At 68.8% G+C, this 15,028-nt stretch carries 18 protein-coding genes and 1 pseudogene; 12 read left to right on the forward strand and 7 right to left on the reverse strand.

From position 1 onward, the window contains the following. Positions 1-32: 32 nt before the first annotated feature. Positions 33-692: a hypothetical protein gene (locus B0I29_RS16560; protein ID WP_111649877.1), complete on the forward strand. Its 660-nt coding sequence runs from the start codon at positions 33-35 to the stop codon at positions 690-692. Between the two features lie 262 nt (positions 693-954). Continuing rightward, the gene (locus tag B0I29_RS16565; RefSeq protein WP_375790641.1) at positions 955-1,761 is read left to right on the forward strand and encodes an SDR family NAD(P)-dependent oxidoreductase; all 807 of its coding nucleotides are present in this window, start codon (positions 955-957) and stop codon (positions 1,759-1,761) included. 733 nt (positions 1,762-2,494) lie between these two features. Here the strand turns inward: B0I29_RS16565 and B0I29_RS16575 are convergent. The 3 genes from B0I29_RS16575 to trxA form a co-directional block, all read right to left on the reverse strand. Beyond that, on the reverse strand, positions 2,495-2,902 hold the full coding sequence (locus tag B0I29_RS16575) for a CoA-binding protein (protein WP_111649879.1): 408 nt from the start codon (positions 2,900-2,902) through the stop codon (positions 2,495-2,497). A gap of 118 nt (positions 2,903-3,020) precedes the next feature. Next, positions 3,021-5,114: an intein-containing Rv2578c family radical SAM protein gene (locus tag B0I29_RS16580; protein WP_220091329.1), complete on the reverse strand. Its 2,094-nt coding sequence runs from the start codon at positions 5,112-5,114 to the stop codon at positions 3,021-3,023. Between the two features lie 152 nt (positions 5,115-5,266). Then, positions 5,267-5,686, reverse strand: a complete 420-nt coding sequence (trxA, locus tag B0I29_RS16585) for a thioredoxin (protein WP_111649880.1) — start codon at positions 5,684-5,686, stop codon at positions 5,267-5,269. A 476-nt stretch (positions 5,687-6,162) separates the two neighbouring features. Here trxA and B0I29_RS16590 point away from each other — a divergent pair, with 476 nt between their 5' ends. The 7 genes from B0I29_RS16590 (at position 6,163) to B0I29_RS16615 (ending at position 11,122) form a co-directional block, all read left to right on the forward strand. Further along, the gene (locus B0I29_RS16590) at positions 6,163-6,795 is read left to right on the forward strand and encodes a TrmH family RNA methyltransferase (protein WP_111649881.1); all 633 of its coding nucleotides are present in this window, start codon (positions 6,163-6,165) and stop codon (positions 6,793-6,795) included. Between the two features lie 141 nt (positions 6,796-6,936). Further along, a complete protein-coding gene (locus tag B0I29_RS16595; protein WP_311733597.1) occupies positions 6,937-7,590 on the forward strand; it encodes a DUF6758 family protein in 654 nt (217 codons plus the stop codon). 131 nt (positions 7,591-7,721) lie between these two features. Then, on the forward strand, positions 7,722-7,880 hold the full coding sequence (locus B0I29_RS45750; RefSeq protein ID WP_014447648.1) for a hypothetical protein: 159 nt from the start codon (positions 7,722-7,724) through the stop codon (positions 7,878-7,880). A 9-nt stretch (positions 7,881-7,889) separates the two neighbouring features. Further along, positions 7,890-8,681, forward strand: coding sequence for a PH domain-containing protein (locus B0I29_RS16600; RefSeq protein WP_111649883.1), 792 nt, complete (start codon positions 7,890-7,892; stop codon positions 8,679-8,681). After that, a complete protein-coding gene (locus B0I29_RS16605) occupies positions 8,678-9,526 on the forward strand; it encodes a PHP domain-containing protein (RefSeq protein WP_111649963.1) in 849 nt (282 codons plus the stop codon). The genes B0I29_RS16600 and B0I29_RS16605 overlap by 4 nt, the downstream gene beginning before the upstream one ends. A 62-nt stretch (positions 9,527-9,588) precedes the next feature. After that, entirely contained in the window at positions 9,589-10,209 is a 621-nt protein-coding gene (locus B0I29_RS16610) for a MarC family protein (protein ID WP_111649884.1), read from the forward strand. Positions 10,210-10,297: 88 nt separating this feature from the next. After that, entirely contained in the window at positions 10,298-11,122 is an 825-nt protein-coding gene (locus B0I29_RS16615) for a RecB family exonuclease (protein WP_245972567.1), read from the forward strand. A 90-nt stretch (positions 11,123-11,212) separates the two neighbouring features. Here B0I29_RS16615 and B0I29_RS16620 read toward each other — a convergent pair whose 3' ends face one another. Beyond that, entirely contained in the window at positions 11,213-12,079 is an 867-nt protein-coding gene (locus B0I29_RS16620; RefSeq protein WP_181557832.1) for an oxygenase MpaB family protein, read from the reverse strand. A gap of 203 nt (positions 12,080-12,282) precedes the next feature. Here B0I29_RS16620 and B0I29_RS16625 point away from each other — a divergent pair, with 203 nt between their 5' ends. Continuing rightward, on the forward strand, positions 12,283-12,759 hold the full coding sequence (locus tag B0I29_RS16625; RefSeq protein WP_111649887.1) for a DUF2231 domain-containing protein: 477 nt from the start codon (positions 12,283-12,285) through the stop codon (positions 12,757-12,759). Between the two features lie 377 nt (positions 12,760-13,136). On the opposite strand, the gene B0I29_RS16630 is transcribed toward B0I29_RS16625, so the two are convergent. Then, positions 13,137-13,478, reverse strand: coding sequence for a translation initiation factor 2 (locus tag B0I29_RS16630; RefSeq protein ID WP_181557833.1), 342 nt, complete (start codon positions 13,476-13,478; stop codon positions 13,137-13,139). 64 nt (positions 13,479-13,542) lie between these two features. Between B0I29_RS16630 and B0I29_RS16635 the strand changes: the two genes are divergently transcribed. After that, positions 13,543-13,722, forward strand: a complete 180-nt coding sequence (locus B0I29_RS16635; RefSeq protein WP_111649889.1) for a hypothetical protein — start codon at positions 13,543-13,545, stop codon at positions 13,720-13,722. 32 nt (positions 13,723-13,754) lie between these two features. On the opposite strand, the gene B0I29_RS46705 is transcribed toward B0I29_RS16635, so the two are convergent. Beyond that, positions 13,755-13,994 (reverse strand): hypothetical protein, encoded by a 240-nt coding sequence (locus B0I29_RS46705; RefSeq protein WP_245972563.1) that lies wholly within the window; start codon positions 13,992-13,994, stop codon positions 13,755-13,757. Between the two features lie 573 nt (positions 13,995-14,567). Here B0I29_RS46705 and B0I29_RS46710 point away from each other — a divergent pair. Next, a complete protein-coding gene (locus B0I29_RS46710) occupies positions 14,568-14,795 on the forward strand; it encodes a hypothetical protein (RefSeq protein ID WP_245972569.1) in 228 nt (75 codons plus the stop codon). Between the two features lie 14 nt (positions 14,796-14,809). Here B0I29_RS46710 and B0I29_RS47435 read toward each other — a convergent pair. Then, positions 14,810-14,980, reverse strand: a pseudogene (locus B0I29_RS47435) (FmdB family zinc ribbon protein); the annotation flags it as partial. Positions 14,981-15,028: the final 48 nt, after the last annotated feature.

Here is a 15,028-nt window from a genome sequence, read left to right on the forward strand (position 1 = left end):
CCAGCAATCGGGGGAAACCGAGGGGGAGTGCGATGCATCGCGATCGGATGGTCCGGGTGCTGGCTCGGATAGCGCCTCTGGCAGCGCTGACCTTGAGCGTGGCCGGGTGCGGTGCGCTCGACGGGGCTGGGCGTCCGCCGGAACGAGCCGGCCTGGTCGGCGGCTGGCGTACCGCGGGATGCGCGTTCGCCCGGGCGCCGCAGTACACCGTCAACGGCAAGGTCCGGGTGCCGATCACCCCGACCGTGCTCTCCGACGCGATGGAGCGGATCGACGTCGGCGGCCGGGACCGGTTCGCGGAGCGGTACTCCGGCATGGAGATCGACCAGAAACGCGTACGGGCGGTCGTCTACCGCGTGCCGTCCGCCGGATTCGACGATTTCATCCGGAGCAGTGCCGAGGACGCCTGCATCGTCGTACGTGACTCGGCGCACGCCGTCGCTGAGCTGACCGGCTGGCAGGAACGGGTGGTGGCCGATCTCCACTACTGGGTGGAGCAGGGCGTGCGGATCGTCACTGTCGGCAGCCGGCACGACGGCGTCGGCGTGGAGATCGGAACCCGGGACATCGACCAGGCCCGTCTCCAACTGCCCGCGCGGTACGGCGCCGAGGCTCCCCTGGTTTTCGTCGAAGAAGGCCCGGTCATCCCGCTGACCAGCGGAAGGAAGGTCGTACCGGAAGCCGGCGGCTGATCCCGCGGTCGTCTCTCTTCCGGGTTTGGGGTGCCTTTCGCGTTGTCGGATCAACGTCCGGCTCGGAGAACCCGCGGTACGCCACGGTGACAGCATGTTTGCCCCGGCTTGCGGGAGCGGGCAGGATCGCCGCATGGTCTTCGACGCCCGTTCCGCCGGGGGTAGTCCGTCCCGGCGCGACGCCACCCGCCCCGCTGATGGCCGTCCACCGCGTTCCGGTGCTTCCGGGTCCGACCCCGATCGGCCCGCCGAACCGGACATGATGGATATCGTGGAAGCGGAGATCGAAGAATCCGGCGGAGCGCCGGTCACCATGCGCCTGGACGGGAAGGTCGCGCTGGTCACCGGCGCCGGCAGCCCGGACGGCATCGGATACGCGACCGCGCGCCGCCTGCGAAACCTGGGCGCCCGCGTGGCCATCGTGTCGACAACCCGCCGGATCCACGAACGGGCCTCCGAGCTCGGCGTGACCGGTTTCGTAGCCGACCTGACCGACGAGTCCGAGGTCGGCGCCCTGGCCGACGCGATCACCGACTCGCTCGGTGACGTCGAGGTCCTGGTCAACAACGCCGGCCTGGCCAGCCGTACCAGTCCCGAGGTCCTGCGCCCCGTGGCCCAGCTGACCCTCGACGAGTGGAAGGCCGAAATCGATCGGAACCTGAGCACCGCGTTCCTGTGCAGCCGCGCCTTCGTGAGCGGCATGGCAGAGCGGGGCTGGGGCCGCATCGTCAACCTGTCCGCCACGGCGGGCCCGGTGAACGCCCTTCCCACCGAGGCGGCCTACGCGGCGGCGAAGGCGGGGGTCGTCGGCCTGACCCGGGCACTGGCGATGGAACTGGTCGCCGACGGCGTGAACGTCAACTGCGTGGCCCCCGGCACGATCTACACCGCCGCGTCGACGGTCACCGAGATCAAGCAGGGCCTGGGCACCCCGATCGGCCGCCCCGGCACACCCGACGAGGTAGCCGCGGCGGTGGCGTTCCTGTGCTCCCCGGCAGCCTCCTACATCACCGGCCAGATGCTGGTGGTGGACGGCGGCAACAGCGTCCGAGAGGCCCAATTCCGCTAACCACCCAGCCGGGGCCCATCCCCGTTCCCGCCGTCCGGCCAGCCCAGCCGCGCTGGGCAGGCGGGCCGCGCTGGGCAGGCGGGCCGCGCTGGGCAGGCGGGCCGCGCTGGGCAGGCGGGCCGCGCTGGGCAGGCGGGCCGCGCTGGGCAGGCGGGCGGGTTGGGCGGGCTGGGCTGGGCCGGGGCTGGCCGCGCCGGAAGCCCACGATCGCGTAGCCCCGACGAGTGTGTCGACTTTGGGTTCAGTACGCCCCCAAATTCGACACGCACCCTGCGAATCGCGGGCTTGTGTCGATTTCGGGTTCGATACGCGCCTCAACTCGACACGCACGGGCGGAGCGCGCGCAGCAGAGTGCCCTCGGCCCGCCGATCGGAGTGGACCCGCCGTTGGACGATCCGGTTGTTCGTTACGCGGCGTGGTCGGGCAATGATCGACAACGGCCCGCGTTACGCGTTTGTGGAGTTCTGCGGGGGTCATAGGACCCACGGTTCTCCAAGATCGACGCTGCGGCCCGAAGATGCGCTACGTTCCGTGACAGCGATCTGTGCTGCGGGATGCGCGCGGTCGCCTGCGGCACGGGTGCGGCCTCAGCCCACGATCTAGGCAACTAGCGGTCGACAGGGCGGAACTTGCCTCGATCCTGAACTAGCCACCCGCACGTGGTGAGCGGGTGGCTCCATTGGCCAGCGGGGTCAGCGCTGCGGAAACAGTCGTGGGGCAAGCCTGGTGCTGGTCAGGGGAGTTTGGTCAGCTGGCCCAGGGCGCGTTCGACGGCTAGGCAGCGGTCTTCGACGTAATCCATGCCTGCCTCCTCGGCGATGCGGCGGGCCTCGGCTGAGGCGATGCCGCTCTGCAGCCAGACGGCTGGGGCCTTGATCTCGGCGGCCTGTCGGACCACGTCCACGGCGTCCCGTGCCGGGCGGAAGATGTTGACCAGGTCCACCGGCTCGGTCAGGTCGGCGAGCGTGGGGACGGTCGGCACCCCGAACACCTCGGCGACGAACGGGTTGACCGGGATGATCCGCCAGCCGTGCCGCAGCATCTGGAGAGGCACCGTGTGCGACGGCTTGTAGGGATCCCGTGAGGCGCCGACTACGGCGATGACCTTGGCGTCCGCGAGGATCTGCTGAGCACTCCGCATGAATCAACTGTATCCACGCTCAACACCCACGCGACCTCGCACGGGAGCGCGGGCACAGGCCCTGGGATGTGGGTGCCGCGCCCCGGCCCCCCGACCGGGGCGCGGCTGGTTCGGCGGGTCACAGGAGGGTCAGCTGGTGGGGATCCTGGGGCTGGCCGGACGCGGTGGGGCGAGGGCTGGGGCCGGGCTGGTCACGGGTGGTGGGCTGGTCACGGGTGGTGGACTGGTCGCGGGTAGTGGACTGGTCGCGAGTGATCGACTGGTTGCGGGCGATCGGCTGGTCGCGGGCGATCGGCTGGTTGCTCGTGGTGGGCTGGTTGGGCGTGGTGGGCTGGGTCGGGCGGTGCAGGCCGTGGCGGCGGGTGGCCTGGCGGACTCTGGCCGTCACTTCGTCCTGGTAGCTCTTCGGGGAGTAGGAGCCCTTGCCGAACAGTTCGCGGTACCTGGGGAGCAGATGTGGGTGCTCGCGGGCGATCCAGGCGGCGTACCACTCGCGGGCTCCGGGGCGCAGGTGCAGCGGGATCGGGATCACGCTCGTCGCCCCGGCGGCTGCTATCGCGGCGACTGTCTCATCGATGGAGTCCTCGGTGTCGGTGAGGCCGGGGAGGATCGGGGCTATCAGGACGCTGATCGGGAAGCCCGCGTCGGTGAGGCGGCGGATCGCGTCCAGGCGGCGGTGCGGGCTCGGGGTGCCGGGCTCGGCTGAGCGCCAGACCTGCTCGTCGACGAAGCCGACGGAGAAGGAGAGGCCGACCTCGGTCACCTCGGCTGCCTGCCGGAGCAGGTCGAGGTCGCGCAGGATCAGGGTGCCCTTGGTGAGGATGGAGAACGGGTTGGCGTGGTCGCGCAGGGCGGCGAGGATCTCCGGCATCAGGCGGTAACGGCCCTCGGCGCGCTGGTAGACGTCGACGTTGGTGCCCATCGCGATCGGGGCGCCGGACCAGCGCGGGTTTGCCAGCTCGCGGCGGATCAGGTCGCCGGCGTTCACCTTCACCACGACGCTGGTGTCGAAGTCGTGGCCGGCGTCCATGTCGAGGTAGGTGTGCGTGTTGCGGGCGAAGCAGTTGTGGCTGACCACCCCGTCGGCGATGAAGTCGCCGGTGCCGGTGGAGATGTCGAAGAGCGGCAGGGTGAGGCCTAGGTCCTCGATGTCGGCGACGGCGAGCCGCCGGTTGGCCCGCACACCCACCCCTGAGGCGTCCAGCGGGGCCTGAGGCGCGCCGGTCATGTGCCGGAACCGCAGGGCCGCCTCAAGGTGGCGCTCCGTCTCGACGCGCTCGGACGGCGAGCCGGCGCGGCGGGTGCCGGCCGGACGCCGGGTGCTGACCGGACGCCGGGTGGCGAGACCCAGATGGGCCAGCGCCTCGCAGACGCGGTCGAGGTAGATCGGGTCGTCGCTGGCGAACACCACAGCCAGCCGCTCGGCGTGCCCGGTCGCGCCGTAGGCGCCGGCTAGGAAGCCGCGGTACCAATCGCCGGTCGGCAGCTCCGGCCAGCGCAGCGCCTCGGTGAGGGAGATGTCGTCGAGGTAGCCGTCGGCGCGGATCCACGCGTCGCCCTCGCGGGCCGTGCCGCCGCCTGAGGCGTCACCGCGGACGAGGCCGCAGAGGAACCCGGACTGGTAATCCGGGGACTCCTTGGGCGGATCGGCGAACCGGCCCACCCCGAACATCAGGTCGCCGATCGCGAGCGCGGGCAGATCCGGCTCGGAGGGGCTGACGTGCCGCCAGCCGCGGTCGGTGAGGAAGCGGTGGTCGCCGCTCGCGACCAGCCGGGTGCCGTCGGAGAGGGTGACCCGGAAGGCCGGTTTGCTGGTGGCCCAGTGGTCGAGGACCGTGGTCGGCACGTAACGCCGGTGCGGGCCGGCGCCCATCGTGCCCATCACCGCGTCGCCGGGGCGGATCTCGGCGAGCGGCCGGGTGGAGCCGTCGGCGAGCAGGATCGGCGTATCACCGGCCAAGCAGTACGTGCAAGCGTGTGAGCAGCCGCGGTATGGGTTGATGGTCCACTCGAACGGCACGCGGGAAGCGCCGGGAACCCGGTTGATCAGGGATTTGGCGCGCACCTCATAAAACGTCATGCCGGCGAAGCCAGGCGTGTCGAAGGTGCGGACCGTGGCGCCGGGCAGCGCCAGCGGCAGGAGTGGGGCCGCTGACACCGCCCGGCCCGAGAGCGAGCCGTCGGGGGGAGCCGACAGGTGGGACCATCGCATGGCAGATATTCGAACACATGTTCGATCACCTGTCCATGCCGCTACTCGGATGGGTGGCGGGAAAAATGAGGGCTGAAAATCCGGCCCTTAGTGCGTACCCATGAAAAAGCCCGCGGACCGGAAGTGGTCCGCGGGCCTTGAGTGTCGCTGGGTTAGCTGCGGCCTGCGGCCGCGGTCTCGGTCTCCGCCTTGGCCGGCTCGCTGTGAGCGGCCTTGCGGTGTGCGGACATCTGCTCACGCACCTCGCCCATGTCGAGCTGCTCGACCTTCTCGATCAGGCTCTCCAGCGCGGACTCGGGGAGTGCGCCCGGCTGGGCGAAGACCACGACGCCGTCGCGGATGGCCATGATCGTCGGGATCGAACGAATGTCGAACTTCGCGGCCAGAGCCTGTTCCGCCTCGGTATCCACCTTGCCGAAGGTGATCTCCGAGTGCTTCTCCGAGGACCGCTCGTAGGTCGGTGCGAAGCGAACGCAGGGCCCGCACCAGCTGGCCCAGAAGTCGACCAGGACGATGCCGTCCTTGCCGGTGACCTCGTCGAAGTTCGCTGCGGTGAGCGCAACCGTCGCCATGATGCCTCCGTCTGCTCCGAATCGCTTTCGTCCGGTGAAACCTCTGGTACCCACTTCCCATTCCCGCGGGGAGTGCCGGCACACGTGGCGTGCGGCACCTTTTGCGAGCCGGGGGCGCCAAGGCGGCCGGGCAACTCATGGTAACTGAATGTAGGCGCACGGTGTCTGATTGGCGACACGATCAATGCGGCTGCTTCGTCCCAGTTGATCGCAAGCAGCCCGTTTGTCCTGCCTGTGCGGCCGCTGCGGGAGCGCGCCCGCGCCGAGAAATAAATAGGAAAGAAACTTAAATGTGAGCTGGCTCACACCTGAAAGTCCTTCACATGGATACGGACCGTGAGGCAAACTCTTCCACAACAGAGCGTGGGCGGCGGGTGCCGGGGAGGGCCCCGCCGCTCATTGCGTCTCCTGCCGAAATTCAGGCAGAGGCCCGCCGTAGATCATGTCCCGGCGTGGGATCGGTAGCGTAACGCCCCATGACGGCGGGCGAGGACCAATTTACCGAGGTTGGCGTGGGCCCTTGGCCCGGCGAGTGGCCGGTCGGTGAGCAGTACGATCCCGAGCTGCTCGAACAGGGCGATCGCCGCAACGTCGTCGACCGGTATCGGTACTGGACCCGGGAAGCCGTGATCGCGGATCTCGACGAGCGGCGGCACGGATTCCACGTCGCCATCGAGAACTGGCAGCACGACTTCAACATCGGCACTGTCGTCCGCAACGCCAACGCGTTCCTCGCCGCCGAGGTGCACATCGTGGGCCGGCGGCGGTGGAATCGCCGGGGCGCCATGGTCACCGATCGTTATCAGCATGTCCGGCACCACCCGACCATCGAGGAATTCGTGGCCTGGTCGGTGGACTCCGGCGTTCCGATCGTCGGGATCGACAACCTGCCCGGGTCGCGCCCGATGGAGACGACCACTCTGCCGCGGCGCTGCGTGTTGCTCTTCGGCCAGGAAGGGCCCGGCTTGTCCGATCCGGCGCGGGCGGCGTGTGCCGAGTTGTTCTCGATCGCCCAGTACGGCTCGACCCGCTCGATCAACGCCGGAGTGGCGAGCGGCATCGCCATGCACGCATGGATCCGGGCTCACGCGGGCCCGTCGCCGAGCTGAGCAGGCCGCCGAAAAGCGCCGTCGCCGAGCCGAGGCCGCTGGCAAAAAGCGCCGTCGCCGAGCTGAGGGCACTGACGAAAAGCACCGATTCGCTTGACGGCGGACCGGCCGACCCGCACGGTATGGAGTGTGGGTGTCACAGTGAGTTGCCCCAGATGTGCAGCTCAGGTCCGGAAGCCGGACCTGATGCACAGCACCTGGCGTTGCGACAACTGTGGGGACGTTCCGCCGTTTCATGTCGCCGAGCACATCAGCGCGGAGATCGTCGGTGCGGTCCTGCGGGAGTCCGCTTCGAGCGCGGAGCGGATACCGCTCTGGTGCCCCTGGCCGCTGCCGTCCGGGTGGATGGTCACCGGGGTCGGCTGGTCGGGTGATGACCGGTTCGGCGTACGGGCCACGGTGCTCGCGTGCAGTGGTCCGGAACCGCTCGGCGGTGGCCCGGCGGATCTCGTCCTGGTCGCCGAGCAACCGGGTGTCGGTCTCGGTACCCGGTTCGCCGGCATACCCGGGCTCGACCCGGGTCACCTGCTCTCCGAGGCGCTGTCCGAGCACACCGGTCCACACGCGAAGATCAAAGCGGCTGGGCACCCGACTCCACTGTGGTGTGTAAAGTCACCGGAAGATCGAAGTGCCTACGTGAGTGAGGCCAAAGGAATGTGGCTCTATGCGGTAGCGTGGCCAGCGAGCGCGGGCTATCTACTCGCGGAGCACGTCGTTCTGCACGACCTCTCCGAAGGGGTGCCGCCCGAGCTGGTGTTCGGAGCGCCAACGCCTTACCTGCACGGTCGTGCCTAACTCTGTCGGGTGTGACCTGTGGTGTTGACAATCGGCTTTCTGGACACTTTGTTCACACGAAGCGACGAAGCTGATACCGTCAGTACTGCCGCGGCGCTGAACGCAACCCGCACCGGAGGAGAAGGCCCGCCATGATCAAGAAGGTCCTCACCTGGCTTGGCATCGCATTCTTGATCTTCTTTATTGCCTTCAACCCGAGATCCGCCGCGGCGGTCTTCGAGTCGCTCGGAGGCACGATCGCCGACATCGCACGAGGCTTCGGCACCTTCTTTACCGACCTCGTCGCATAGCATCGCTACATGGATCCTGGCGAGCCGCGCGACACGCGAGGCGAGGGTGCCCGGCGCCCTCGGGACGACGATGAGGACTACGGGTTCCGCGACCCGGCGTTCGACGACCCCTATGGGGACGATGCCGCGTACGCACGCGGCCAGCGGCGTGCCGACGACGTCTACGAGGATTCCACCGAGTACCAGCCTCCTTCGTTCACTCAGGAGGAGCTGGAGGGCTTGGACCAGGGCGGTGGCCCGCGCCGGTTCCTGCCGCTCGAGGATGAACCGACCACGTTGGTCGCTCGTTACCTCTTCCCCACCGAGCGGTACCGCGGTGAGTGGAAACGGCACTGGATCCATCTGACGACACCGATCGCGATCGGCGCCGGCGCGACTCTCGTATTGGGATATCTCGCCGGCTTCCTCACCCGCCAGAACATCGACGGCATGGTCACGGTTGCCGTCCTGGTCTGGCTCGGTGTGATCAGCTGGGTCGCCTGGCGTGTCTTCGATTGGTACTTCGACAGATTTATCCTGACCAACAAGCGCGTGATGGTGGTCAACGGGATCATCACCCGGAAGGTGGCCATGATGCCGCTCCTCCGGGTGACCGACATGAAATACGAGCAGTCGGCCCTCGGCCGGATGCTCAGTTACGGCACTTTCGTGCTGGAGTCGGCCGGCCAGGACCAGGCGTTGCGCGAGGTCAAGCACCTGCCCAACCCGAACGAGCTCTACCTCCGCGTGGTCGAGGAGATGTACGAGCCGCAGGCCGTCGAGGCTCGGCTGGGCAAAGAGGACGACGGAGACGACGCCTGAGAATCGACCTGCACTGCCATTCGACGGCGAGCGACGGCACACTCACACCAGCCGAGCTGGTGCGTGCCGGCGCCGCCGCCGGGCTGGACGTTCTCGCGATCACCGACCACGACACCACCGGTGGCTGGGATCAGGCTGCCGCGGCCCGGCCCGACGGCCTCACGCTGGTGCGCGGCGCCGAGCTCTCCTGCCGGTGGCACGGTGCTGAGCCGGCCATCGCGCTGCATCTTCTGGCGTACCTTTTCGACCCGGCGGAGCCACTGCTCGCGGCCGAACTCATCCGGCTGCGCAGCGATCGGGAGCAGCGCGCCGAGAAGATCGTCGAGAAACTGCGGGCGGACGGGGTGCCGATCACCTGGGCCGAGGTCCAGGAGTACGCGGCGGGTGGCTCGGTGGGCCGGCCGCACATCGCTCAGGCGCTGATCAGGGCTGGTCTGGTCGGCACGACCACGGAAGCGTTCGCCTCCAAGTGGCTGGGCGCCCGTTATTTCGTACCCAAGTCTGATCTTGATGTTTTCGAGGCCGTGCGTGCGGTGCGTGATGCCGGGGGCGTGACCGTGTTTGCCCATCCGCGGGCGACGGTCCGGGGTCGGGTTGTTCCCGATCGGCTGATTGTCGAGCTGGCTGATGCGGGCCTGTTCGGCCTGGAGGCCGACCACGAGGATCACACGCCGGCGGAGCGGGAGCAGATCCGTGCACTGGCCGATCAGCTCGGCCTCGCCGTTACCGGCTCGTCCGATTTTCACGGTACGCACAAGACGGTCAAGCTGGGCGCCTTCCAGACCGCGCCCGAGATGTACGAGAAAATCGTCTCCGCCGCGACCGGAGTGCCCGTCCTGGGGTGACCACAGGGTGACGATCGCCCCAGCAGCCTGCGGAAAAATGGGCCGAGCCCTACCTTGATCGGGTGAATGTCAAGCTGTTCGGCGAGTTCTTCGTGACTCTGCTGGTGATCGTCGACCCTCCGGGCATGGTCCCGGTCTTCCTCGCGCTCACCGGCAGCATGCCGGCTAAGGCCCGCCACCGGGCCGGCACGCAGGCCGTGCTGCTCGCCCTCGGCGTGATCGTGGGCTTCGCCGTGGCTGGACAGACGCTCCTCGATTACCTCCATGTGCAACTTCCGGCGCTTCAGGCGGCCGGTGGCCTGCTGCTGGTCCTTGTCGCGCTGCAACTGCTCACCGGCAAGACCGACGAGCCCACCGATCAGGGCGGCGGCACGAGCAACGTCGCGCTGGTGCCGATCGGCACTCCGCTGCTGGCCGGACCCGGTGCGATCGTCGCCACCATGCTCTTCGTGCAGCGGGCCGAGAGCACCGACGAATACCTGATCATCGCGGCCGGCATCGTCGCGGTGATGGCCACGGTCTGGCTGGTCCTGCGGTTCTCCGGGATCATCGTGAAGCTCCTGCGCCCGGCCGGCATCGAGGTGCTCACCCGGATCGCCGGCCTGCTCCTCGCGGCGATCGCGGTCCAGCTCATCGCGGATGCCATCTTCGCTTTCGTGCAGTCGTACAGCCACCTGCTCTGAAATTCTTGTCGGGGGGTGCTGGCAGGATTGTGGCGTGCCCCCCACCAAATCTCGCGCCGTCGTTCCGGAGCAGCTCGGTTTTGCCGGCATGCCGGAGAAGCTCTTCGTCTGCACGCCGAGCAAGCTCGGGGCATATGCGGACTGCCCCCGCCGATATCGATTTACCTACATCGATCGCCCGTCGCCGCCGAAAGGCGCGCCCTGGGCGCACAACTCGCTCGGCGCGAGCGTCCACACAGCCCTGAAGAACTGGTACGGCCTGCCTGCCGAGCGACGCGCGCCAGGCGCGCTGCCCACCCTTTTGAAGAGCACTTGGGTACGCGAGGGATACCGCGACGTCGAGCAGGAGCGAGCCACTTACCAGCGGGCTCTGGACTGGCTCGAGAGTTACGTGGCGACGCTCGACCCGGCTGACGAGCCGCTGGGCGTCGAGCGGACGGTCGCCGCGAAAACGTCGATCCTGGCGCTGAACGGCCGAGCCGACCGCATCGACGGCCGCGCCGGCCCGGACGGTCCGGAGGCGGTGATCGTCGACTACAAGACCGGCCGATCGGGGCTGGACGCCGACGACGCTCGGGGGTCGCAGGCTTTGGCCCTTTATGCGTACGCGGCGGAGCGTGTCTTCCGCCGGCCGTGTCGCCGGGTGGAGCTGCACCACCTGCCGACCGGGACGGTGGCCGCGCACGAGCACACCGAGGAGTCGCTGGCCCGGCAGATCCGCCGCGCCGAGGAGACCGCGATGGACATCGTGGCGGCAGAGAAAGCGGTGGCCGCCGGCGCCGACCCGGACGCTACGTTCCCGACGAACCCGGGGTCGTTGTGCAGCTGGTGCGATTTCCGGAAGTCGTGTCCGGCCGGTGTTGGGGTGGCCGGCAAGGAGCCGTGGACCGCGGTGGAGCACCTCAGCGCTTGAGGGGTGCTGGTGGCTTGGTGCGGTGTGGCTGAGCTGCGCGTTGGCGGCTTTGCGTGCGGCTGAGCCGTGTGTCGGCGGTTTTCGCGCGCTCTAGTGTTGGGCGCTGGTGGCCTTGGCGCGTTCCAGGGCTGCTCGTCTCATCGGGGCGACGCGGTGTTGCTCGGGCAGCGTGGCCAGGACGCCGGTCAGCAGGGCGCGCAGGCCGCGGACCGAGATGCGGGCGGCCAGGTCGGTGCCGGGCCAGCCGACTCCGCCGTACATTTTCCGGGCCCAGCCCGGCAGCAGGCCGATCGCCGTGCTCGCGACACCGAGGTACGCCCAGCGGGGCGGCCCGAGCGTGAGCCCGAGGCGGAACGCCCGGCTGCCCCACGTCGACGGCACCGGCGGCACAGTGAGGAACAGCGCCGTCTCCGCCCCGTCGCGGGTCAGGCCGAGCTCCGGTTGCATCGCCGCGTAATAGGCCTCCACCTCGGCGGCTGTCCCGGGCACCGTGGCCGGGTCGAGGCCGACGAGCTCCGCGGAACGCCGCTGCTCGGTGTAGTAGCCGTCGACCTCGTCGGCGGTGAGGCGTACGCCGGAAAGCACCGCCGTGCTCAGGAACGACTCGACCTCGGTGACGTGCACCCAGCGCAGCAAATCGGGCTCGTCGATCCGGAACCTCTCACCGGTACGCGGATCGGTCGCCGACATCCGTGCGTGCAGCCGGCGCAGCCGGGAGGAGGCCTCGGACACCTCGTCGTTGCTGCCGTAGATGACCGTGCCGACATAATCGGAAGTGCGCATCAAGCGACCCCACGGGTCGGAGCGGTAACCGGAGTTCTGCGCGATCGCGGCGACGGCGCGCGGGTGCAGCGCCTGGAGATAGAGAGAACGGAGCCCGCCGAGGAGCAGGATCGGCTCGCGGTGAAGTTTCCAGGTGACCGAATCCGGTCCGAACAGGCCGACATCTCCCGTCATGCCATCCAGCGTGCCACGCCGGACGGGGTTCCGCTCGTGGTCAGGCGGTGGTGGTGGCTTTCCTCATTGCCGGACATCGGTACACGACAACACGCCACCGGCCGTGAACCGATCGGGACGGTCGTCACACCGGCGGCCATCACCATAAGATCTTTGCGTCGTCACGTAATTTATGGTCCCGCGTACGCCCGGATCGAGGAGGAATGGTGTTCGACCAGGTCAACGGTTTACCGGTACATATCCTCGTACTCCACGCCGCAGTCATTTTCGTACCCCTGCTCGCCCTTGGAAGCATCGTCTACGCCCTGGTCGCACGCTGGCGAGCCAAGATCGGCTGGGCCGTGGCACTGCTCGCGGTCGTCGCGCCGATCTCCGCGGTGGTGTCGAAGCTGTCCGGGACCGAGCTCTATAACCGGCTCCTCGACAACGGGATGTCCGGCCCCGGCAAGGTGATCCTCGACGACCACATGAATTACGGCACGATCACCATGTGGCTGTCGATCGCGCTGGGCGTGGTGAGCCTGGTGCTGGTGGTACTCACGTCCCGGGCGGGCGCGGCGCTGCCGAAGCTCGCGGACATCGCGTTCGCCGTGGTCATCGTGGTGCTGGCCGCGGTCACCGGTTACTACATCTTCAACACCGGCGACACCGGGGCGAACGCGGTCTGGGGCACCTACTGACCAGCCGGCCCGAGTCGTGCTCTACGAGGTGTCTGAGCTACGGCTCGCCCCTGCGGCCGGGTTCGGTCAGCTCGGCGGGGCCGAGGGCATCCCGCCGAGGCATCCCGCCGCGTGCATCCTGCCCGGTGTGTGTCGAGTTGAGGCGCGTATCGCACCTGAAATCGACACAGGGCAGGTGGTTCGCGGGGTGCGTGTCGATTTTGGGGGCGTAGCGAACCTTAAATCGACACACCCGTCGGACCCGCGCGATCTTGGGCCGCGCTAAGGCAGGCCCGCGTCCGGCACGACCAGGACGGCGCCCCGAGCCAGGGGCGCCCCGAGCGACGGGCGCCCCGAGCGACGGGCGTCCTGAGCTACGGGTGCCTGTCGCTGGGTGGTCAGAAGAAGACTCTTGCGCAGAGCAGGCAGACGAGGATTACCGAGACCGCGCCGGCCACTAGGCCCACGCCGTATGTCACCGTGCGGGCTGAGCCCTCTGCCTCGTCCAGGGCGTCGATGTCCTGGCCGGGCATGCCGCGGGGCGGCGGCGGGTAGGCGATCGTCGGAGGGCGCCAGTTCGGAGCCGGCGGGTCGGTCCGGGGCGGGCCCGCATAGCCGGCGCCCGGGTTGTTCAGGCCCGAGGCGGGTTGATTGTCCCGCTCCGGGCGGCCGAGTGAGTCGGCGGACGGGTCGGGCCGTTGCCAGTACGCGTCGTCCGGGTCGCTGGTGGGGGATGTCACGTTCACCGACGGTACAGCCGGAGTGGGACGACGGCCGTGTTGCCGTCGGCTTAAGCTTTTCGGTGTGGACATCCTGGACGGCCCCGAACGGGACGCCGACGCTGAGCGAGTGGTCGACTTCGAGTCCGAGGAGGCGCCGGTGCTGCCCGAGCAGACCCGCGACGACACGGAGCGAGGCTGGGGCGAGCGCGGCGACACCAACGACGACCGGCTCTACGAGGACCGGCCACCGCACTGGGGCTGAGCAGCACGGTCATCCCGGCCTGAGCGGCCTGGTCATCCTGGTCTGATCAGGATTGCGAAGCCCTGGTCGGCGGCCGCGACGGCGCGTTCGGCCTCGTCAGGGCGCAGCGCCAGCAGCAGGCCGCCGGTGGTCGGATCGCCCTTGCCGGAGACTTCGAGTACGAGTGCGTTGCTCGCCACCGCCGTGCCGGGATCTCCGGGATGAAGCAGATCGACCCGCTGACCGGCTCGTACCAGCGTGAGCGCGGTCGGATCAGCCAGCCGCACCGGCACGCCGACCATCCCGGCGGGGATAGCGCCATCACCGCTCCCTGCCGATCCATCCGCGCTGCCCGCCGATCTATCCGCGCCACCGACTGGCCCGTCCGCGTTGCTCGCGCCGCCGGCTGGGTCGCCTGCGTGGTCAGAGTCGCCCGCTGCGCCAGGGGCGGTGCTGGCCCGGGTTGCGGCGCTCGGATCGAGGGCGGCTGGGCTTGTTGCCGTGGGCTGGTGCCAGAGCACTGCCGCTGATGTGAGCAACAACACCGCAGCTAGGGTCACGCGGATCAGGGAGCCGCGCCGGGGGCGGCCCCAGCGCACCGGATCCAGACGTTCGTCTCGACGTGCGGCGCGTTCGTGCCGGGCTGTGGATCCGCGGGCCATCGGAACCTCCCTGATCGCGCCGGTGCGGCCGGACGATCGGGACGTTAGGCGCTGCCGGCGCCCTGGCGTTCAAGCCCTGTGGACAACTCCGGGCTGTGGACAAACAGCGAAAACCCCAACGACTTTGGTACGCGTACACAACGAAACGCGCCGAGCCGTGAACCCGGCCCGACGCGTTCTGAGCTGCGAAAACCTCAGGAAGACGTGCTGCTCTTCGCTCCCGAGGACGACGACGCCGGAGCGCTCGACGAAGACGAGGAAGAAGACGACGAGGACGAGGACGAGGAGTCCCCGGACGAGGAGGACGAGGTCGTCGCAGGAGCGCTCGACTTGTCCGCACCCGACTTCTCCGAGCCCGACTTCTCGGAACCGGACTTCTCCGAGCCAGGCTTCTCCGCGCTCACGTTTCCGGAGCGGGAGTCGTTGCGGTAGAACCCGGAGCCCTTGAAGACGATGCCGACGGAGTTGAACACCTTGCGGAGCTTGCCCTGGCAGTTCGGGCACTCGGTCAACGCCGGGTCGGAGAAGGACTGCACGGCTTCGAGCTGCTCACCGCATTCGGTGCAGGCGTACTGGTAGGTAGGCACGGCCCCTCCGGATCGTTCGGCTGTTGGCACTCGCCAACTCCGAGTGCCAATGTTGCGGCATCGGAGGTCAATTCGTCC

This window comes from Actinoplanes lutulentus (assembly GCF_003259845.1).
Taxonomy (GTDB): Bacteria; Actinomycetota; Actinomycetes; order Mycobacteriales; family Micromonosporaceae; genus Actinoplanes; species Actinoplanes lutulentus.

Excerpts from the sequence above, each read along its gene's own strand:
- B0I29_RS16620 (WP_181557832.1), bottom strand. The coding sequence starts at position 12,079 with ATGACGGGAGATGTCGGCCTGTTCGGACCGGATTCGGTCACCTGGAAA.
- B0I29_RS16580 (WP_220091329.1), bottom strand. The coding sequence starts at position 5,114 with ATGCGATGGTCCCACCTGTCGGCTCCCCCCGACGGCTCGCTCTCGGGC.
- trxA (WP_111649880.1), bottom strand. The coding sequence starts at position 5,686 with ATGGCGACGGTTGCGCTCACCGCAGCGAACTTCGACGAGGTCACCGGC.
- B0I29_RS16560 (WP_111649877.1), top strand. The coding sequence starts at position 33 with ATGCATCGCGATCGGATGGTCCGGGTGCTGGCTCGGATAGCGCCTCTG.
- B0I29_RS16565 (WP_375790641.1), top strand. The coding sequence starts at position 955 with ATGGATATCGTGGAAGCGGAGATCGAAGAATCCGGCGGAGCGCCGGTC.
- B0I29_RS16575 (WP_111649879.1), bottom strand. The coding sequence starts at position 2,902 with ATGCGGAGTGCTCAGCAGATCCTCGCGGACGCCAAGGTCATCGCCGTA.
- B0I29_RS16615 (WP_245972567.1), top strand. The coding sequence starts at position 10,298 with ATGCCGGAGAAGCTCTTCGTCTGCACGCCGAGCAAGCTCGGGGCATAT.
- B0I29_RS16600 (WP_111649883.1), top strand. The coding sequence starts at position 7,890 with ATGGATCCTGGCGAGCCGCGCGACACGCGAGGCGAGGGTGCCCGGCGC.
- B0I29_RS16590 (WP_111649881.1), top strand. The coding sequence starts at position 6,163 with ATGACGGCGGGCGAGGACCAATTTACCGAGGTTGGCGTGGGCCCTTGG.
- B0I29_RS45750 (WP_014447648.1), top strand. The coding sequence starts at position 7,722 with ATGATCAAGAAGGTCCTCACCTGGCTTGGCATCGCATTCTTGATCTTC.
- B0I29_RS16625 (WP_111649887.1), top strand. The coding sequence starts at position 12,283 with ATGGTGTTCGACCAGGTCAACGGTTTACCGGTACATATCCTCGTACTC.